Consider the following 20,579-nt stretch of genomic DNA (forward strand, 5'->3'; position numbering starts at 1 on the left):
AAACGCTGTCTACCGCTGCGGCGCCTGGGTGGGCACGATCGGCGACGGCAGTGCGGTTGCGCCCTGCAGGAAGGTGTCGACGGCGGCCGCGCAGGAGCGGCCCTCGGCGATGGCCCACACGATGAGCGACTGGCCGCGACCCATGTCACCGGCGACGAACACGCCGGGAACGTTGGTGACCCACTCGTTGGTGCGCTCGACGTTGCCGCGCTGGTTGAAATCGACGCCCAGGTCGGTCAGCAGACCGCCCTTGTCCGGTCCGACGAATCCCATGGCGAGCAGAACCAGATCGGCCTCGAGGGTGAACTCGCTGCCCTCGACCTTCTCGAACTTGCCTGCCTTGAACTCGACCTCGCAGGCTTCGAGTGCGGTGACCTTGCCGTCTTCGCCGACGAAACGCTCGGTGTTGACCGAGAAGACGCGTTCGCCACCCTCCTCGTGCGCGGAAGCCACCCGGTACATCAGCGGGTACGTCGGCCACGGGGTGGACGTCGCACGCTCCTCGGGCGGGCGGGCCATGATCTCGAACTGGTGGACGCTCTCGGCGCCCTGACGGTGCGAGGTGCCGAGGCAGTCGGCCCCGGTGTCGCCGCCGCCGATGATGACGACCTTCTTGCCCTCGGCGCTGACGGGCGGCGCAGCGAAGTCGCCCTGCTGGACGCGGTTGGCGTGCGGCAGGAACTCCATGGCCTGGTAGATACCGTCGAGCTCGCGGCCCTCGATGGGCAGGTCGCGCCACGCGGTGGCTCCGCCGGACAGGACCACGGCGTCGAACTGCTCGCGCAGTTCCTCGGCCGAGATGTCCACGCCCACATCGACACCGGTGCGGAAGACGGTGCCCTCGGCCTCCATCTGTGCCAACCGACGATCGATGTGGCGCTTCTCCATCTTGAACTCGGGGATGCCGTAGCGCAGCAATCCGCCGATGCGATCGGCCCGCTCGAACACCGTGACGGTGTGGCCGGCGCGGGTGAGCTGCTGCGCTGCAGCGAGTCCCGCGGGGCCGGAACCGACGACGGCGACGGTCTTACCGGTCAGATGCGTCGGGTAGACCGGCGTGACCCAGCCCTCTTCGAAGGCCTTGTCGATGATCTCGACCTCGACCTGCTTGATGGTCACCGGATCCTGGTTGATCCCCAGGACACACGACGCCTCGCACGGGGCGGGGCACAACCGTCCGGTGAATTCCGGGAAGTTGTTGGTGGCGTGCAACCGATCGATGCTGTCGCGCCAGCGGTCCTTGAACACCAGGTCGTTCCACTCGGGAATCAGGTTCCCGAGCGGGCAGCCGTTGTGGCAGAACGGAATACCGCAGTCCATGCATCGGCTTGCCTGGGTGCGCAGGGTGTCCTTCGAGAAGTCTTCGTAGACCTCTTTCCAGTCCATCAGGCGCAGGTCGACGGGCCGCCGCTTCGGTACTTCGCGGACCGTGTTCTTCAGAAATCCCTGTGGGTCACCCACGAGCTGCCTCCATGATCGCTTCGTCCACGTCCGCGCCGTTCTTCTCGGCTTCGGAGATGGCCAGCAGTACCTTCTTGTAGTCGCGAGGCATGACCTTCACGAAATGGTTCACCTGTTGTGACCAATCCGCGAGGATCCGCTCGGCCACCTCGGAGCCGGTCTGCTCCTGATGGCGAGTGACGATGTCGCGGAGCCAGGTGAACTCGTCACCTTCGAGCTCCTCGATGTCGACCAGCTCGGTGTTGAGGTTGGCCTCGAACGTCTTGTTCGGATCGAAGACGAACGCGACTCCGCCGGACATACCGGCACCGAAGTTGCGGCCCGTCGAGCCGAGGATGACGACCTTGCCGCCGGTCATGTACTCGCAGCCGTGATCGCCGACGCCTTCGACGACGGCTACGGCACCGGAGTTACGAACGGCGAAACGCTCGCCGACGACGCCGCGGATGAGAGCCTCACCGCTGGTGGCACCGAACAGGAACACGTTGCCGCCGATGATGTTGTCCTCGGCGACAAATCCTTCCGGGGCGTTCAGCGACGGACGCAACACCAAATGTCCACCGGAGAGTCCCTTGCCGACGAAGTCGTTGGCGTCTCCGTTCAGTCGCAGTGTCATACCGGAGGGCACGAACGCACCGAAACTGTTGCCGGCCGAGCCGGTGAACGTGATCTCGATGGTGTCGTCCGGCAGTCCGACGCCGCCGTACGCCTTGGTGACCTCGTGCCCGAGCATCGTGCCGACGGTGCGGTTGACGTTGGTGATCTTGGACTCGAACGCAACCTTCTCACCCTTGTCCAACGCATTGCGGCTGGCCGAGATGAGCTGCTGATCGAGGGCCTTGTCGAGGCCGTGATCCTGAACCCCGGTGTTGTAGAGGTTCTGGTTCATGAACGCCGACTCGACCTCTTCGAGGATCGGCGACAGATCCAGCTTCGACGCCTTCCAGTGCTCCTTGGCCGCAGTGGTGTCCAGCAGACCCACCTGACCGACGGCCTCGTCGAGCGTGCGGAATCCGAGTTCGGCCATGAGCTCGCGAACCTCTTCGGCGATGAACATGAAGAAGTTCTCGACGAACTCCGGCTTGCCCGCGAAACGCTTGCGCAGCAACGGATTCTGGGTCGCGACACCCACGGGGCAGGTGTCGAGGTGGCAGACGCGCATCATGATGCAGCCCGAGACGACGAGCGGAGCGGTGGCGAAACCGAACTCCTCGCCGCCGAGCAGAGCGGCAACCATGACGTCGCGGCCGGTCTTGAGCTGACCGTCCACCTGCACGACGATGCGATCGCGAAGTCCGTTGAGCAGCAACGTCTGCTGCGTCTCGGCCAGACCGAGCTCCCAGGGTCCACCCGCGTGCTTGACCGACGTCAGCGGCGTCGCGCCGGTGCCGCCGTCGTGGCCCGAGATGAGCACCACGTCGGCGTGCGCCTTGGACACACCGGCAGCGACCGTTCCGACGCCGACCTCGGAGACCAGCTTCACGTGAATGCGGGCCTGCGGGTTGGCGTTCTTCAGGTCGTGGATCAGCTGCGCGAGATCCTCGATGGAGTAGATGTCGTGGTGCGGCGGCGGCGAGATCAGGCCGACGCCGGGCGTCGAATGCCGAACCTCGGCGACCCACGGGTACACCTTGTGCGCCGGAAGCTGGCCGCCCTCACCGGGCTTGGCTCCCTGCGCCATCTTGATCTGGATGTCGGTGCAGTTGGTCAGGTAGTGCGAGGTGACGCCGAAACGTCCCGACGCGACCTGCTTGATGGCACTGCGTCGCCAGTCGCCGTTCTCGTCCGGCTCGAACCGCGAGACGTCCTCGCCGCCCTCACCGGAGTTGGAGCGTCCGCCGAGACGGTTCATGGCGATGGCGAGGGTCTCGTGCGCCTCGGCCGAGATGGAGCCGTAGCTCATCGCGCCCGTCGAGAAGCGCTTGACGATCTCACTGGCCGGCTCGACCTCGTCGATCGAAATGGCTTGCCGCTCTTCGGTCTTGAAGCGGAACAGACCACGCAGCGACGCGAGCCGCTCGGACTGGTCGTCGACCATCTTCGTGTATTCCTTGAAGATGTCGTACTGGCCGGTGCGGGTGGAGTGCTGCAGCTTGAACACCGTGTCCGGGTTGAAGAGGTGGTACTCACCTTCGCGACGCCACTGGTATTCGCCACCGGTCTCGAGCTCGCGGTGCGCGCGCTCCTGACGGTTGTCGAGGTACGCGACCGCGTGCCGCGCTGCGACGTCGTCGGCGACCTGATCGAGATCGATGCCGCCGAGGTGGCTGTTGAGGCCGGTGAAGTACTCGTCGACCAGTTCTTGCGAGAGGCCGATGACCTGGAACAGCTGAGCTCCGGTGTACGACGCGAGAGTCGAGATGCCCATCTTGGACATCACCTTGAGCACGCCCTTGCCCGCGGCCTTGATGTAGTTGGAGACAGCCTTGTCGAAATCGATGTCGGTGAGGGCACCGCGCTCGATCATGTCCTCGATCGACTCGAACGCCATGTACGGGTTGACCGCTGCCGCACCGAAACCGATGAGCAGAGCCATGTGGTGCACCTCGCGGGCGTCACCGGCCTCGATGATGAGGCCGACCTTGGTGCGGGTCTTCTCGCGGACGAGGTGATGGTGCACCGCGGAGGTGAGAAGCAACGACGGGATCGGAGCGAGCTTCTCGCTGGACTCGCGGTCCGAGAGCACGATGATCCGCGCGCCACCGGAGATGGCCGCCGAAACCTGAGCGCGGATGGCCTCCAACGACTTTCGCAGACCTTCACCGCCCTCGGAGACGGGGTAGAGACCACGCACGACCACCGAGCGAAGTTCTTCCTGCGTGCCCTCGTCGTTGATGTGAACGAGCTTGGCGAGGTCGTCGTTGTGCAAAATCGGCTGCGGCAGCACGATCTGCTTGCAGCCGTCGGCACCCGGGTTGAGCAGATCGCCTTCGGGTCCGATGGTGCCGCCGAGGCTGGTGACGATCTCCTCGCGGATCGCGTCGAGCGGCGGGTTGGTGACCTGCGCGAACAGCTGCGAGAAGTAGTCGAACAGCATCCGCGGGCGAGCCGACAGCACAGCGATCGGGGTATCGGTACCCATGGAACCGATGGCCTCGGCACCGGACTTCGCCATGGGCGAGACCAGCACGTTCAACTCCTCGGTGGTGTACCCGAAGATCTGCTGACGGATGAGCACGCGGTCGTGCGGCATGTGTACGTGCGGACGCTCGGGCAGGTCGTCGATCGACGTCAGGCCCTCGTCGAGCCACTGCTGGTACGGGTGCTCGGCGGCGAGCTCGTCCTTGATCTCGTCGTCGGAGACGATGCGGCCCTGTGCGGTGTCCACCAGGAACATCCGGCCCGGCTGCAGGCGAACCTTGCGGACGACCTTCGACGGATCGATGTCGAGAACACCCACCTCGGAGGCCATGACGACCAGACCGTCGTCGGTGACCCACAGTCGGCTCGGGCGCAGGCCGTTGCGGTCCAGGACCGCGCCGATGACGGTGCCGTCGGTGAAGCACACCGAGGCCGGTCCGTCCCAGGGCTCCATCAGCGAGGAGTGGTACTTGTAGAACGCCCGACGTGCGGGGTCCATGGACTCGTGCCGCTCCCAGGCCTCGGGAATCATCATCAGCACGGCGTGCGGCAGGCTGCGTCCACCGAGGTGCAGCAGTTCGAGCACCTCGTCGAAACGTGCTGTGTCACTTGCTCCGTGGGTGACCACGGGGAAAATCTTCTCGAGCGCCTCGGAGCCGCCGAACACGTCGGAGGTGATGAGCGCCTCGCGGGCGCGCATCCAGTTCTCGTTGCCGGTGGCGGTGTTGATCTCGCCGTTGTGGGCGACACGCCGGAACGGATGCGCCAGCGGCCACGACGGGAACGTGTTGGTGGAGAAGCGCGAATGCACAAGTCCCAGTGCACTTTCGACGCGATCGTCCTGCAGGTCGAGGTAGAAGCCCTTGAGCTGAGGCGTAGTCAGCATGCCCTTGTAGACGAACGTCTGCGAGGACAGCGACGGGAAGTACACGGTTTCGCGGCCCGGGCCGTCCTTGCCCGCGCCCTCCTCGCCCAGCTCGTGCTCGACGCGCTTGCGGATGACGAACGCACGACGCTCCAGGTCGAGGTCGGTGATCGACGCGTCGGGAGCGGCGAGGAACAGCTGACGGAAGGTCGGCATCGCGTCGCGAGCCAGAGCGCCGAGGGAGGAGTCGTCGGTGGGAACCTCACGCCAACCGAGAACCGTCAGGCCCTCGCTCTCGACGATGCGCTCGACACCCTCGCAGGCGCGTGCTGCGTCGCTACGGCCCTGCGGAAGAAAGGCGACACCGGTTGCGTACGCGCCGGGCGCCGGAAGCTCGAAATCTACGACGGCGCGGAAGAACGCGTCCGGAACCTGGATCAGAATGCCCGCACCGTCACCGGTGTTCGGTTCGGAACCGGCAGCACCGCGGTGCTCGAGGTTGACCAGCGCGGTGATCGCCTTCTCGACGATGTCGCGACTGCGTCGACCGTGCATGTCCACCACGAACGCGACACCACAGGAGTCGTGTTCGTTGGCGGGATCGTAGAGGCCTTGCGGGCCCGGAGTGTGCTTCATACCTAGCCTTCGGATAAGTCCAGCCTTGATACTCGTCGGCGACGGTGTGGTGTAACCGGCTGCACGAACGGCCTGCGGTGCGTCCTCGCCGTTGAAGCTGCACCTGTCGATCGTCGACGCTTTCCTCTGCACGAGCAGGTGGGCGCGTGGTAGAAAAGTGGTCGGGGCGGATCCGGCCGTGGTGAGGCCGATCCAACTACGAACGATAAGTCAGTACCTGGGTGCCCCCGCAAATAAGGTAAGCCTATTATGGGCTTTCACCTGCGAATTTCCGTATGCGAGGCGTTCTCGGGACCGGGTAACGGATCACCCCGTCGACATCGGCCGAGAATCACACGCCTGTAAGACGATTCGAGCAAAGGGGCCCGGAAAAAACTACTGGCCGCAGCGATCGAATCAGCTGCGGCCAGTGTGGTGGGCGGAGGGGGACTTGAACCCCCACGTCCCGAAGGACACTGGCACCTGAAGCCAGCGCGTCTGCCATTCCGCCACCCGCCCGGGTGACGGCGAGAACACTAACACGCACCATGCCGTGCTCGAAAATCGCCACTTCGAGCTGCCCGGAGCCGACGGCGGCGGGCAGTCCCCGTCGGCGGCACCGTATATCATGCTTGCAGCGCGACTTCGTGATGACACGCGGCCGTCGCGTCCTGCACACCAGCAGGCACCACACGGTGGAAGAACACAGTGAGAGGAGGGGTCACGATGGGCATCGTTCAGCGTTTCGAACGCAAGCTCCAAGGCGCTGTCGGCGACGTCTTCGCCCGCGTGTTCGGCGGAGGCGTCGTACCGGCGGAGGTGGAGGCAGCGCTCCAGCAGGAAGCGTCGGATCTTGTTCGGCCCCTGGACGGCGGGCATCTGCTGGCACCCAACAGCTACGTCATCACCATCAACAGCTCGGACCACGACGAGCTCGCCGGTGACCGAGAACTCACGGTCAAGGCGTTCTCGCGTCACCTCGACGATTACATCCGCGATCAAGGCTGGCAGACCTACGGCGACGTGGTGGTTCGCTTCGAGCCGTCGCCCACCCTGCACACCGGACAGTTCCGTGCCAGTGGCTCGGTCGATCCCGATGTGGGACGATCGGCGACTGCTGCACGGAACGAGTCCGCGCAGCAGGGCGCGTCGGCACAAGCAGCCCCGAGTCCCGTCCCTTCAGCTACGCAGCGACCGTCTGCCCCACCGATGTCGATACCAGGAGCCGGCCACATGACGCAGAACCCAGGCTACGACCCGCAGCGCGACCCCGCGGACGGTCATCGTCCCGATCCGCGCGCGCGCAACGGTTACGCCGGTGGCCAGGATCCGCGGTACCCCGCACGTGAGCAGTCCGCACGTGAGCAGAACGGGTACGACGCTCAGGCCTACGCGCCCGCCGACCACGATCCGCGCTACGACCAGCAGCCGTACAACGGTGGCTACGACGAGCAGTCGTACCCCGAGCAGGGTCAGGCCTACAGCGCAGCCGGCCAGGAACAGGGCTACGACCCCCATGCGTACGGCGCGCCCGGCGGCCAGGAGCAGGGCTACGACGCCCAGGGCTACAGCGCGCAGGGGTACGACGGTCAGGCATACGACGCGCAGGGCTACAACGCACAGGGCTACGACTACAACGCCGCCGAGCAGGGTGCCGCATACTCCGAGGCCCCGTACCAGGAGCAGGCGTACAACGACCCGGCCGGCCGGTACGCCGAGCCCCAGGCCGCCGGATATCAGCAGCCCGGCTACCAGCAGCCCGGTTACGACTACCCGCCTGCTCCGGCCGCCTACGGCCGTGGCTACCCACAGGGCGGGGGCGACCGCGGCGACGGGTACGGCTACGACCAGCCCGCCTCGTACGCAGGTCCGAGTCAGGCGCTCGCCGCTACGCTGCAACTCGAGGACGGCAGCGGCCGCTACTTCCAGCTCCGTGACGGTCAGAACATCATCGGTCGTGGCCAAGACGCGCAGTTCCGACTTCCCGACACCGGTGTTTCGCGTCGACACATCGAGATCCGGTGGGACGGCCGCGTGGCCATGCTCTCCGACCTCGGTTCCACCAACGGCACCACCGTCAACGGCGCTCCGGTGCAGGACTGGCAGTTGGCCGACGGCGACGTCATTCGGGCCGGTCACTCCGAAATTCTGGTCCGGATCGTCTGACGATCTTTCGTGGGCTCGGGTGGGGTTCGACTCGCACTCTCGTCCACCCGTATGTCGTCGACACGAGCTGCTTCACCCTATGATGCTGCGAGGCAACCATGTCTGCCGCGCCGCGGCTTTTCGCGTGGGCGGGACACGGGTCGATTGCGAAGGAGGAGGTGAATCGTCGTGCAGGGATTGATTCTGCAACTGACAAGGGCGGGCTTCCTGCTGTTGTTGTGGTTCTTCGTCTGGGCCGTCCTTCGCACCTTGCGCAGTGACATCTATGCGGCCGCAGGCATGCGAGTGCCTGCTCGCTACTCCGGCGGCTCGAAAGTTCTCCCGTCGTTCAACAAGCAGAAGGTGGCCAAGTACCTCGTGGTGACCCAGGGCGGTCTCGCCGGAACGCGCATATCGCTCGGCACGCAGCCCGTCCTCATCGGGCGCGCGGACGACTCCACTCTCGTTCTGACAGACGACTACTCGTCGACGCGGCATGCGCGCATCTCGCCCCGCGGCGGAGATTGGTACGTCGAAGACCTCGGTTCGACCAACGGCACCTACCTCGACCGCGCGAAGGTGACCACCGCTGTTCGCGTCCCCCTCGGAACCCCTGTCCGCGTCGGCAAGACCGTGATCGAGTTGCGCCCGTGACCCTCGTCCTTCGCTATGCCGCCCGCAGTGATCGCGGTCTGGTTCGATCCAACAACGAGGACTCCGTGTACGCCGGGGCTCGCCTACTGGCGCTGGCCGACGGCATGGGCGGTCACGCCGCCGGTGAAGTGGCCTCGCAGTTGATGATCGCCGCACTGGCTCATCTCGACGACGACGAACCCGGCGAGGATCTGCTGGGCAAGCTCGAAGCAGCCACCCGCGAGGGCAACGCGTCCATCGCAGATCAGGTCGAGGACGAACCCGAGCTCGATGGCATGGGGACCACCCTGACCGCAATCCTGTTCGCGGGCAAGCGAATCGGACTGGTACACATCGGCGATTCGCGCGCGTACATGCTGCGCGACGGCTCGCTCACCCAGATCACCCGAGACGACACCTTCGTTCAGTCTCTCGTCGACGAGGGCCGCATCACCGCCGAGCAGGCGCACACCCACCCGCAACGCTCCCTGATCATGCGTGCCCTCACCGGCAACGAGATCGAGCCGACGCTCACCGTTCGGGAAGTGCGGGCAGGCGACCGTTACCTGCTGTGCTCCGACGGCCTCTCGGACGTCGTCAGCGACGAAACCATCGAGAACACCCTGAACGAGGGCGAGACGGGACCCTGCGCCGACCGGCTGATCGAACTCGCACTTCGTAGCGGCGGTCCGGACAACGTGACGGTCGTCGTCGCCGATGTGATCGACCTCGACTACGGACAGAGCCACCCCATCCTCGGCGGTGCCGCCAGCACCGAAGACGAAGAGGACTCCCCTCCGCCCAACACGGCAGCAGGGCGCGCCGCAGCGATGCGTCCCCCGCGTACGACGCCCAAGCGCGTCACCACACCGGTTGTCGCACCGGAGAAGAAGTCGCACAAGCTGCGCTGGACCCTGATCGCCCTGACCCTGGTCGTCCTCGCGGGAATCGGTGCGCTCGTTGCCAATTCGATCATCAAGGGCAACTACTACGTCGGGGCCGACAACAGCAAGGTGACCGTCCTGCGCGGTCTGCCCGGTTCGGTGCTGGGGTACTCGCTGCAGAGCGTGGAACTGGTGGGTTGCCTCGACGACGACGGAGCCGTCACGTTGACCGCCCCGGATGCCGCCCCGGCGGACTGCGTTCCCTTCGAGATCGACGATCTTCTGCCTGCCGCACGTGAGCAGGTCACGGCCGGGTTGCCGTCGGGATCTCTCGACGATGCGCGCGGTCAGGTCGAGCGGCTGGCCTCCGGTGACCTGCTTCAGGTGTGCGAGACCGAGCCGGTCGTCACCACGACCGTCGAACCGACTCCGACGACGATCATCCCGCCGCCAGGGGTGCCGTTGCCCCCCACTGCGGAGCCCGTTCCCGAGGCCGCACCGACCACCACGGCGGTACCGACACCGACGGTTCCGCAGATTCCCGGTCAGAACTGCAGGACCGGTACTCGATGAGTTCCAATCCGTCCGCGGGAGGGTCCTTTCCGAGTCCGCCCGAAGGGTTCGCACCTGCGCCGGTTCAATCCAACCGACGCGGCGTCGAGCTGCTGCTGCTCGGCGCAGCCGTTCTGATCACCACGATCTCCTTGATACTGGTCGAAGCCAGTCAGGAACAGACCATCACCTGGGATCTGGCGAAGTACGCGGTGGCCTACCTCGCGCTGATGACGGTGGCTCACCTGGCGGTACGACGCTTCGCGCCCTACGCGGATCCACTGCTGCTGCCGATCGTGGCGCTGCTCAACGGACTCGGTCTGGTGCTCATTCATCGCCTCGATCTCGCCGACGAGCAGCAGGCCCAGTATCTCGGCAACCCCATTCCGTCGCCCGATGCCAACCAGCAGGTGCTGTGGACGACACTGGCCATCGCCGGATTCGTCGCTCTGCTGGTGCTGCTGCGCGATTACCGCACCCTGGCTCGCTACGGCTACACCGTCGGACTCGCCGGACTGGTGCTCCTGGCCATCCCGGCAATGCTGCCGTCAGCGTTCTCCGAGGTCAACGGATCGAAGATCTGGATTCGACTGCCCGGCTTCAGCATTCAGCCCGGTGAGTTCGCGAAGATCCTGCTGCTCATCTTCTTCGCATCGTTGCTGGTAGCCAAGCGCGAACTGTTCACCGTCGCCGGCAAGCACTTCCTCGGAATGGACTTCCCGCGGGCACGCGACCTGGGTCCGATCCTGGTGGTCTGGATCGTCTCCGTCGGCGTGCTGGTGTTCGAGAAGGACCTCGGCACTTCGCTGCTGATCTTCGGAACCGTCCTGGTGATGATCTACATCGCCACCGAACGTGTCGGCTGGCTGATCATCGGGTTCGGGCTGTTGCTCGTCGGATTCCTGTTCGCGTATCAGGTGTTCGGCCACGTCAAGATCCGAACCGACACCTGGCTGCGCCCGTTCGACGACTACAACGACACCGGCTACCAGATCGTCCAGTCCATGTTCAGCTTCGCCACGGGCGGGTTGGCGGGTACCGGGCTCGGCAGTGGTCGCCCGTCCCAGGTGCCGTTCGCCAAGACCGACTTCATCATCGCGACGGTCGGAGAAGAACTCGGCCTCATCGGACTGACCGCGGTTCTGATCCTGTACTTGCTGTTCATCATTCGCGGTATGCGTACCGCGCTGGCCGTCCGCGACAGCTTCGGCAAACTGCTGGCCGCGGGGTTGTCGTTCACCATCGCCATCCAGCTGTTCGTCGTCGTCGGCGGCGTCACCAAGCTCATCCCACTGACCGGCCTCACCACGCCGTATCTGTCCTACGGAGGATCGTCGCTTCTCGCCAACTACCTGCTCCTCGCGCTGCTGATCAAGATCTCCGACGCGGCCCGTGAGCCGGCAAAGCCCAAGAAGAAGCCCGCCCCCGCAGCGCCCATCGCGGAGGCACCCACCGAGATGGTGAAGCGCGCATGAACACTCCACTGCGCCGCGTGTCCATCGCCGTGATGGTCATGGTCGTGGCGTTGCTCGCCAACGCCACCTACCTCCAGGTCATCAAGGCCGACGATCTGCGCACCGACCCACGAAACTCACGAGTGCTGCTCGACGAGTACTCGCGGCAGCGCGGTCAGATCTCGGCAGGCGGCCAGGTGCTCGCATCCTCGGTTCCCACCGATGACCGCTACAAGTACCTGCGCACCTACCCCCAGAATTCGATCTCTCCGGCCAGCCCGCAGGCCAACGCGCCCATCACCGGCTACTACTCGATGCTGTACTCGAGCAGCGGCCTCGAACGCGCCGAGGACCCCGTACTCAACGGATCCGACGACCGGCTCTTCGGCGGACGACTGTTCGACCTCATCTCCGGCCGAGATCCCCGCGGCGGCAACGTCGTCACCACCATCGACCCCGTCGTTCAGCAGGTCGCCTACGACCAGCTGACCGCCAAGGGATACACCGGCTCGGTAGTGGCCCTCGACCCTGCCACCGGCAACATCCTGGCCATGGCCAGCACCCCCAGCTACGACCCGAACCTGTTGGCCAGCCACGACGGCAGCACCACCACCGCGGCATGGGAGAACCTGAGCAACGATCCCGAGAAGCCGATGGTCAACCGGGCGATCTCGCAGACCTACCCACCCGGATCGACGTTCAAGGTGATCACCACCGCAGCCGCCCTCGAAGCGGGCGCGACACCGGACGATCAACTCACGGCCGCGTCGAACATCACGTTGCCGGGAACCTCGACGACGCTGGAGAACTACAACGGCTCGACGTGCGGCGGCGGGCAGACGGCATCGCTGCGTGAAGCTTTCGCACGCTCGTGCAACACCGCCTTCGTCGAGCTCGGCATCGACACCGGGGTGGACAGGATGCGCGAGACCTCCGCGGCGTTCGGCATCGGTGAGGACACGACCATTCCGCTCACCGTCGCCGACAGCACCATCGGACCCATCGACGACGACGCCGCGCTCGGCCAATCCAGCATCGGCCAGCGCGATGTGGCACTGACCCCGCTGCAGGACGCCGTCATCGCCGCCACCGTCGCCAACGGCGGCGTGCGGATGGCCCCGAACCTGGTGCAGCAGCTGCAGTCTCCCGATCTGTCGGACCTGTCGAGCTACCAGCCCAAGGCCATGGGCGAGGCGATCAGCTCGGCCACCGCGGCGACGCTGACCGATCTGATGATCGGCTCCGAGAACAACACCAGCGGCGAGGGCAAGATCCCCGGCGTCCAGATTGCGTCGAAAACCGGTACCGCAGAACACGGTTCGGATCCACGCAACACCCCGCCGCACGCGTGGTACATCGGATTCGCACCCGCCGACGACCCCAAGGTCGCCATTGCCGTCATCGTCGAGGACGGCGGCGATCGAGCCCTCGCCGCGACCGGTGGATCCGTGGCCGCGCCCATCGGGCGCGCCGTCATCGCAGCCGCATTGCAGGGGAGGTGAACGTAAGGTGCCATTGAGCAACGGGGCTGTCATCGCGCAGCGCTATCGACTTCTGCGCCTCATCGCCACCGGCGGTATGGGGCAGGTGTGGGAAGCTATGGACAACCGCCTCGATCGCCGCGTGGCGGTCAAGGTACTCAAGGCCGAGTTCTCCGAGGACCCGGAATTCTTGCAGCGCTTCAGGTTCGAGGCACGCACCACTGCGCAACTGAACTACCCCGGAATCGCCGGGGTCTACGACTACGGCGAGACCCGCGACGGCGCGGGCGAATCGCTGGCCTACCTGGTGATGGAACTGGTCAACGGTGAACCGCTCAACGCCGTGTTGGGTCGCATGTCCCGGTTGCCGCTCGGCCACGCCCTCGACATGCTCGAGCAGACCGGCCGTTCCCTGCAAATCGCGCACACCGCAGGCGTCGTCCACCGCGACGTCAAGCCCGGCAACATCCTGATCACCCCCACCGGGCAGGTCAAGATCACCGACTTCGGCATCGCCAAAGCGGTCGACGCGTCCCCGGTCACCAAGACCGGAATGGTCATGGGCACAGCGCAGTACATCGCCCCCGAACAGGCACTCGGCGAGGAGGCCACCTCGGCTTCCGACGTCTACTCGCTCGGAGTCGTCGGATACGAAGTGCTCGCGGGCACGCGGCCCTTCGTGGGCGACGGCGCGCTGACCGTGGCCATGAAGCACGTCCGCGAGATGCCTGCCCCCATGCCACTCGATCTGCCCCCGGCCGTACGCGAACTCATCGAGATCACGATGGTCAAGGACCCGGCCGCGCGCTACGCCAACGGTGGAGAGTTCGCCGACGCCGTCGCCGCAGTCCGCGCCGGCCGTCGCCCGCCCGCACCCGGAAACTCCCGCGGTACGGGCACCGGCCGGGTCATGATGCCGGGCGTAGTTCCCAGCCCTGCGCCGCCGTCGAGCACCCAGATGATGCCGACATCGCAGCGCGAGTACCGCGGACCGGCCACCGGAACGGCTGCCGCCGCAGTCCCCGAGGCCACCGGAATGTCGTCGGCACAGAAAGCCCTCGCCTGGGGCGGTGCCGGACTGCTGCTTCTCGCCATCCTCATCGGCGGCTACGTGCTGTTGACCGGAGGCAGGGACGACACGCCGACGCCGTTCGTGCCGCCGACCACCACCACCACGCAGCCGACCACCACCACGACCACGACGACCGAACCCACGACGACCACCGAAGAGACCACCACCACCGAGGAAACCACCACGACCACGACGACGACCACGCAGGAGCCGACGACCACCGAGGAAACCACGACGACCTCGGCGGAGCCCACGGAGACGACGACGAGACGGCCGCTGATCGAGATTCCATTCCAGCAAGATCCTCGAGGACAACCATGACGACTCCCCGTACGCTGTCCTCTCGCTACGAGCTGGGCGAGATACTCGGTTTCGGCGGTATGTCCGAGGTTCATCTGGCACGTGACACGCGGCTCGATCGCGACGTCGCCATCAAGGTCCTGCGTGCCGATCTCGCTCGCGACCCCACGTTCTACCTGCGCTTCCGCCGCGAAGCCCAGAACGCAGCCGCACTGAACCACCCCGCCATCGTCGCCGTGTACGACACCGGTGAAGCCGAGACCGAAGCCGGTCCGCTCCCGTTCATCGTCATGGAATACGTCGACGGCGACACCCTGCGCGACATCGTGCGCGCCGAAGGGCCCATGGCGCCGCGTCGAGCCATGGAGGTCATCGCCGACGTCTGTGCTGCACTCGATTTCAGCCACCGCAACGGAATCGTGCACCGCGACGTCAAACCTGCGAACATCATGATCAACAACGCGGGCGCGGTGAAGGTGATGGACTTCGGCATCGCGCGCGCCATCGCCGATTCCTCCTCACCCATGACCCAGACCGCGGCCGTCATCGGGACCGCTCAATATCTCTCACCCGAGCAGGCCCGCGGCGAACAGGTCGACGCTCGATCGGACGTCTACTCGCTCGGCTGTGTGCTGTTCGAGATCCTCACCGGCGAGCCGCCGTTCAAGGGTGATTCACCCGTCGCCGTCGCCTACCAGCACGTGCGCGAGGATCCTCAGCTGCCGTCGCTGGTCAACGACACGGTGCCTCGCGAACTCGACTCGATCATCCTCAAGGCGATGGCCAAGAACCCCGCCAACCGCTACCAGAGCGCCGCCGAGATGCGTACCGACCTGGTCCGGGTACTCGGAGGTCAACGCCCGAGCGCACCGATGGTCATGAACGACGAGGACCGCACCACGATCCTCGGATCGGTCGACTCACGTCAGGCCGACTTCTCCGGCAAGGACACACCGGCTGCGGTCGCCGCCGCACCCCGTGCGTCCAGGCACGCCGAACCCGAGGACGAACCGAGGAACCGTCGAGGCCTCAAGATCGCGCTGATCTCGGCTGCGTCGATCATCGTCGTCGCGATCGTCGGAGCCTTTCTGTGGTCCCTCGGTCCCGGCGCGGAACCCGCGTCCGTCACCGTGCCGTCCGTCGCCGGACTGGTCGCGGACGAGGCCCAGCGGGAACTCGAGAACGTCGGCCTGCGCGTCACCGTGCAGGAGAGGCCGGATGCGTCGGTTCCCGAGGGTTCCGCGATCGGCACGAACCCGGCGGCAGGGTCACAGACCGAATCGCCAGGTGACATTCAGCTCGACGTCTCCTCGGGCCCTCAGCAGGTGCAGGTTCCGCGGCTGACCGGCCGAACGCAACAGGAGGCGTCGGACGCCTTGAACGAGGTAGGCCTCGAACTCGATCCCACCGTCGCCCGTGCGCCGTCCACGCCGGAGAACCTCGACAAGGTCGTCGAGCAGAACCCGTCCTCGGGCGTGAGCATGAACGCCGACTCGCAGGTTCGCATCACGCTCGGTTCGGGGCCGGCGCAGGTACGGATGCCCAACGTCGTCGGCCAGCTCGTCGACGTCGCGCAGCCGAACGTCGAGGGTGCCGGGCTCCGTGTCCAGATCCAGAACATCGACTCCAGTTCGCCGGTGGGACAGGTCGTCTCGACGGACCCCGCCGGTGGTGCCAACGTCGCCGAGAACACCGTCGTGACGTTGCGGGTCTCCAACGGAGACAAGATCCCGATGCCGGACCTGTCCGGCCTCACCGAAGCTCAGGCTCTGACAGCGCTGGAATCGGCAGGATGGACCGGAACTGCGTCGAATCTGTCGACGTCGCGGGAGTCGACGCTCGATCCCCTGATGGTCGGGCGAATCGTCAACCAGACTCAGCCGGCGGGCTCGGAGATCAGCAAGACCGACACCATCACCGTGAGCATCGGGGCGCTGGGGATTCCCACCGGCTAGTCGGTAGCTCAGGCGAAGGCTTCGGCGACCTGAGCTTCGAGCTTGGCGATCAGGCCGGCATCGGTGGGCATCCCGCAGACGGTGAGCCAGTTCGCCAGCATGCGGTGTCCGCCCTCGGTGAGGATGGACTCCGGGTGGAACTGGACGCCGTGAATCGGTAGTTCGGTGTGCCTCATGGCCATCACCAGACCGGATTCGGTGCGCCCGATGATCTCGAGTTCGGCCGGGATCGTGTCTTCTCGGACGGTCAGCGAGTGGTAGCGAGTGGCGGTGAAGGGCTCGTTCATCCCCTCGAGAACTCCGACGCCCGAATGGTGCACCAGGCTGGTCTTACCGTGCAGCAGCTCCGGGGCTTTCTCCACCGTCGCACCGAACGCTGCGCCGATCGCCTGATGCCCCAGACAGACCCCGAGCAGGGGCGTCTTCGTGCGAGCGCTGGCCGAGACGAGATCCATCGTGGCACCTGCGCGTTGCGGCGTGCCCGGTCCCGGGCTGAGCAGAATGCCGTCGAACCGACTCGCGACCGCGTCACGGTCGGTGAGTCGTTCGTCGTCGTTGCGCCAGACCTCGACATCGGTATTCAACTGGCCCAGGTACTGGACGAGGTTGAAGACGAAGCTGTCGTAGTTGTCGACGACGAGAATACGCATGCGGACAGCGTACTCAGCGAGGCTGTGCATACCGCATGCGCACCGATTCGGCGTACGCGGGCACCGAGAGGTCCTCCGACGCTGCGACGTCGTAGCGGAGGCCGTATCGCAGCGCGTACTGCTCGTACAACCGCACACCGGGCTCGTTCTTCAACGCCGCGCGCAGCCGATCCGAATCCCCGATCGCCGTCATCACGTACGGCGGACTGTACGTCCGCCCGCCGAGCAGAAGGGTGTTCCCGATGCACCGCGGAGCCGACGAGGCCACCAGCCGCTGGTCCTGCATCGCGATCGCCGACGCGCCGCCGGACCACAACGCGTTGAGCACGCTCTGAACATCGACCTGATGCACCACCAGATCGTCGACGGACGCGTCGGATGCATACGAGCCGTCCGGTCCACGGGGGGCGTCGGCCATCGTGACGGTCACGCCCCCGCCGGACGCGGGTTCGCGTCCCGCCGCGTCGGCCAGGGAATCGATACGCACCAACGCGTCGGCAACCTCGGTGTCCCCCGTCGCAGTGCGCTGCTGAATGGACTCGACCTGCTGCTCGAGCGTGTCCCGGCTCCGCTGTGCATCGTCACTGCTGCGTTGGGCCGCGTCGACCAGATCTGCGAGCCGGGTGGTGTCTCCGCCGCGCAACTCGGTGCCGTCCGACACATGCCTGGTGGTGCCCAGCAGCAGACCGACGACAGCGCACACGGCGACGGCGAGCACCCACCAGCGGGTGTCGGTGGGGGCGGTCGATCGTCGTGTCACGGGTGCTCGCAATTTGTCCGGTGGGTCGCTGCTGGGCTCACCTGCGTTAGCGTGTACAGCAACCGGGTCGGTGACCGTCACGGTCCTCGAGGTGACAATAGCCTGGGGATACGCGGCACCCGCTGATCCACAGGTTCCAATCATCAGTTGTCCACAGGTACGGCCGCAGTGCCGCGGGCCGTCACGAACACGAAGAGGAAGCAATGCCGAAGTCGAAGGTACGGAAGAAGAACGACTACACGATCAACCCGGCGAACCGTACGCCGGTGAAGGTCAACGCCGGTCCGTCACCGGTCTGGTACGTGGTGCTGATGCTGGGATTCATGCTGGTCGGGCTGCTGTGGCTGATCGTCTACTACCTCGCTTCCGAGGACATCGCCTTCATCGGAAACCTCGGTGCCTACAACTTCCTGATCGGCTTCGGGTTCATGGTCGTCGGACTCGTGATGACCATGCGGTGGCGCTGAGAGCCGACCGAGTTACACCGATGTCATTCATCCCCAATGTGGATAAACCCTGTGGATAACTCTACGAACAATCCACAGGGTGTGTACGAACAGCACTGGGCGACGCCCCTCGCCGCCGTCGCAGCGCTGGTCGCAGGCGGAATCGCCCTCGCAATCGGAGCCGCACTCTCCTCCACCGACGCAGCCGGAACATTCCTCGTCGGGCTCGCAGCCGTCGGAATGTGGATCATCGCCGCACTCGCCGCCGCCCAACGCCCCCGACTGGCCATCGCCCACGACGGGTCCCTCGTGATGAAACGCCTCGGCGGCGTACGCACCTACACACCCGCCGACATCGTGCGCGTCAAAATAGTGAAATACCCGCGACTGGGCCGACGAGTACCGATGCTCGAACTCGACATCCGCCCACCCGGTGAAGACGACGACCGACTGATCATCTTCGGCAGATGGGACCTCGGTACCGACCCGCGAGACGTGTTCGACGCACTCGAAATCCACGGTCTGGTGCCACGCGACTCCTGAGCTCCCGGGCCCCGAGGGTTACTCAATGTGACATTCAGTGACCTTTTGGGGGGTCAATGTCACATCGAGTGGACTCCGGGTCTGGGGTCAGCGGTCGGCGGTGGGCGGGCAAGCGGACTTGCTAGAGGCCCATCTGGGCGCGCAGGTCCAGTACTCGGATTGCGATGATTCCGAGTGACACCAGAGCGACGGCGATCACCGAGAGCCAGGCCATGGACACGCCGGCCATGGTTCGCTGTTGTCCCGTGTCTGGGGTTCGGTGGGACAGGAACACCAGACCGGCGGTGGCGGCGGCTCCGGCGACGAGTCCGCCCATGTGTCCCCACAGCGAGATGCTGGGGATCGAGATGCTGATGAAGATGTTCACCGCGATGACGATGAGGATGGGTGCCGGGCTTCGCTTGAGCCGCAGCAGGATGACGGCCTGTGCACCGAGGAGACCGAAGACGGCACCGGACGCGCCGACGGTGAGTGCCAGTGGGTTCTCCAGCAGCATCACCGACGCGCTTCCACCGAGGAGCGAGAGGAAGTAGACGACCAGGTAGCGGGTCCGGCCGAGCACGAGTTCGACGTCACGGCCGATGATGTACAGCGCGAACATGTTCACGAGCAGGTGTATCGGCCCGTAGTGGACGAAGCCGCTGCCGATCAGCCGGAACACGTCGCCGTCGGAGACGAGCAAGCTGTTGAGAGCCCAGCTGCGCGCGAGCGCGGATCCGGAAGTGTTGTTCATCGGATCGCCGGACTGCGCCACGGTGATGGCGTAAACGATCACGTTGACGGCAATGAGGGCGTACGTCAGCGGGGTCTTGGCGGATCGTGCCATCGGTGCACCGGCGACGGTCTGCGCAGTGCGGACGTTCTTGTTGCCCTCGCGCACGCAATCGACGCAGTGCTGCCCGACGGCGGCGGCCTGCAGACATTGTGGGCACGCCGGTCGGCCGCAGCGCGAACAAGCAAGGCCGGTGGGGCGATCGGGATGTCGGACGCACACCGACTGGGGTGGGTTGGGCTGGTCGCCGTACGCGCCACCCCAGCCGGGGTTCGTCATCTTGTCGAAAGTCCTTCGGTCAGATCAGGAGATGGTGACGTTGTTGATGACAACCTCGTCCACCGGGCGATCTCCGCGACCGACCTGCGTGCTCGAGATCGCGTCGACAACCTTCTTCGACGCCTCGTCGGTGACCTCACCGAAGATCGAGTGCTTGCGGTTGAGGTGCGGGGTCTTGCCGGTGGTGATGAAGAACTGCGAACCGTTGGTGCCGGGGCCGGCGTTCGCCATGGCCAGCAGGTACGGGCGATCGAAGGAGAGCTCCGGGTGGAACTCGTCCTCGAACTTGTAGCCCGGTCCGCCTGCACCGGTGCCGGTGGGGTCGCCGCCCTGGATCATGAAGCCGTCGATGACGCGGTGGAAGACCGCGCCGTCGTAGAACGGTCCGGTCTTGGAACCCGACGCGTTCTGCGTCGTGTACTCCTTGGATCCGTCCGCGAGACCGACGAAGTTCGCGACGGTCTTGGGGGCGTGATTGCCGAACAGTTCGATGACGATGTCGCCGCGGTTGGTGTGCAGCGTGGCCGTTTGGGTCTTGTTTGGTGAAGTCACGCCCTCCATCGTGCCATCTCGGGTGATCGGGCAGTTCACAACGGGCATCGAGCCGGGTGTCTCGGGAGGGTTCGGCGGG

At 65.7% G+C, this 20,579-nt stretch carries 15 protein-coding genes and 1 tRNA gene; 9 read left to right on the forward strand and 7 right to left on the reverse strand.

The features are described from left to right. Positions 1–9: 9 nt before the first annotated feature. The 3 genes from CH251_RS00675 to CH251_RS00685 all read right to left on the reverse strand — a co-directional run bounded on the left by CH251_RS00675 (position 10) and on the right by CH251_RS00685 (position 6,541). Positions 10–1,461: a glutamate synthase subunit beta gene (locus CH251_RS00675; protein WP_094611373.1), complete on the reverse strand. Its 1,452-nt coding sequence runs from the start codon at positions 1,459–1,461 to the stop codon at positions 10–12. After that, entirely contained in the window at positions 1,454–6,043 is a 4,590-nt protein-coding gene (gltB, locus tag CH251_RS00680) for a glutamate synthase large subunit (protein ID WP_094611374.1), read from the reverse strand. The genes CH251_RS00675 and gltB overlap by 8 nt, the downstream gene beginning before the upstream one ends. A gap of 412 nt (positions 6,044–6,455) precedes the next feature. Beyond that, positions 6,456–6,541, reverse strand: a tRNA-Leu gene (locus CH251_RS00685). A 207-nt stretch (positions 6,542–6,748) separates the two neighbouring features. Here CH251_RS00685 and CH251_RS00690 point away from each other — a divergent pair. The 7 genes from CH251_RS00690 to pknB all read left to right on the forward strand — a co-directional run bounded on the left by CH251_RS00690 (position 6,749) and on the right by pknB (position 16,498). Then, positions 6,749–8,188 carry a DUF3662 and FHA domain-containing protein gene (locus tag CH251_RS00690; RefSeq protein WP_094611375.1) on the forward strand — a complete coding sequence of 480 codons (1,440 nt, stop codon included), beginning with the start codon at positions 6,749–6,751 and terminating at the stop codon, positions 8,186–8,188. Between the two features lie 168 nt (positions 8,189–8,356). Continuing rightward, a complete protein-coding gene (locus CH251_RS00695; protein ID WP_037195344.1) occupies positions 8,357–8,821 on the forward strand; it encodes an FHA domain-containing protein in 465 nt (154 codons plus the stop codon). After that, positions 8,818–10,257: a PP2C family serine/threonine-protein phosphatase gene (locus CH251_RS00700; protein WP_094611376.1), complete on the forward strand. Its 1,440-nt coding sequence runs from the start codon at positions 8,818–8,820 to the stop codon at positions 10,255–10,257. The genes CH251_RS00695 and CH251_RS00700 overlap by 4 nt, the downstream gene beginning before the upstream one ends. Further along, on the forward strand, positions 10,254–11,711 hold the full coding sequence (locus tag CH251_RS00705) for an FtsW/RodA/SpoVE family cell cycle protein (RefSeq protein WP_094611377.1): 1,458 nt from the start codon (positions 10,254–10,256) through the stop codon (positions 11,709–11,711). Before CH251_RS00700 ends, CH251_RS00705 begins: the two co-directional genes overlap by 4 nt. Next, positions 11,708–13,192: a penicillin-binding protein 2 gene (locus CH251_RS00710; RefSeq protein ID WP_094611378.1), complete on the forward strand. Its 1,485-nt coding sequence runs from the start codon at positions 11,708–11,710 to the stop codon at positions 13,190–13,192. Before CH251_RS00705 ends, CH251_RS00710 begins: the two co-directional genes overlap by 4 nt. A gap of 7 nt (positions 13,193–13,199) precedes the next feature. Beyond that, complete coding sequence (locus CH251_RS00715) at positions 13,200–14,564, forward strand: serine/threonine-protein kinase (RefSeq protein WP_094611379.1); 1,365 nt, start codon at positions 13,200–13,202, stop codon at positions 14,562–14,564. Continuing rightward, entirely contained in the window at positions 14,561–16,498 is a 1,938-nt protein-coding gene (pknB, locus tag CH251_RS00720; protein ID WP_094611380.1) for a Stk1 family PASTA domain-containing Ser/Thr kinase, read from the forward strand. The genes CH251_RS00715 and pknB overlap by 4 nt, the downstream gene beginning before the upstream one ends. A gap of 8 nt (positions 16,499–16,506) precedes the next feature. On the opposite strand, the gene CH251_RS00725 is transcribed toward pknB, so the two are convergent. Both CH251_RS00725 and CH251_RS00730 read right to left on the reverse strand, forming a co-directional pair. Further along, a complete protein-coding gene (locus CH251_RS00725) occupies positions 16,507–17,148 on the reverse strand; it encodes an aminodeoxychorismate/anthranilate synthase component II (protein ID WP_094611634.1) in 642 nt (213 codons plus the stop codon). A gap of 13 nt (positions 17,149–17,161) precedes the next feature. Further along, a complete protein-coding gene (locus CH251_RS00730) occupies positions 17,162–17,908 on the reverse strand; it encodes a DUF881 domain-containing protein (protein ID WP_094611635.1) in 747 nt (248 codons plus the stop codon). 203 nt (positions 17,909–18,111) lie between these two features. Between CH251_RS00730 and crgA the strand changes: the two genes are divergently transcribed. Both crgA and CH251_RS00740 read left to right on the forward strand, forming a co-directional pair. Next, the gene (gene crgA, locus CH251_RS00735) at positions 18,112–18,375 is read left to right on the forward strand and encodes a cell division protein CrgA (protein ID WP_032396997.1); all 264 of its coding nucleotides are present in this window, start codon (positions 18,112–18,114) and stop codon (positions 18,373–18,375) included. A 36-nt stretch (positions 18,376–18,411) separates the two neighbouring features. Further along, on the forward strand, positions 18,412–18,897 hold the full coding sequence (locus CH251_RS00740) for a PH domain-containing protein (RefSeq protein WP_094611381.1): 486 nt from the start codon (positions 18,412–18,414) through the stop codon (positions 18,895–18,897). Between the two features lie 121 nt (positions 18,898–19,018). Here CH251_RS00740 and CH251_RS00745 read toward each other — a convergent pair whose 3' ends face one another. Together CH251_RS00745 and CH251_RS00750 are read right to left on the reverse strand one after the other, a co-directional pair. After that, on the reverse strand, positions 19,019–19,948 hold the full coding sequence (locus CH251_RS00745; protein WP_094611382.1) for a rhomboid family intramembrane serine protease: 930 nt from the start codon (positions 19,946–19,948) through the stop codon (positions 19,019–19,021). Positions 19,949–19,972: 24 nt separating this feature from the next. Continuing rightward, the gene (locus CH251_RS00750) at positions 19,973–20,509 is read right to left on the reverse strand and encodes a peptidylprolyl isomerase (RefSeq protein WP_094611383.1); all 537 of its coding nucleotides are present in this window, start codon (positions 20,507–20,509) and stop codon (positions 19,973–19,975) included. Between the last annotated feature and the right edge of the window lie 70 nt (positions 20,510–20,579).

It is taken from the genome of Rhodococcus sp. 06-462-5 (genome assembly GCF_002258315.1).
Taxonomy (GTDB): domain Bacteria; phylum Actinomycetota; class Actinomycetes; order Mycobacteriales; family Mycobacteriaceae; genus Rhodococcoides.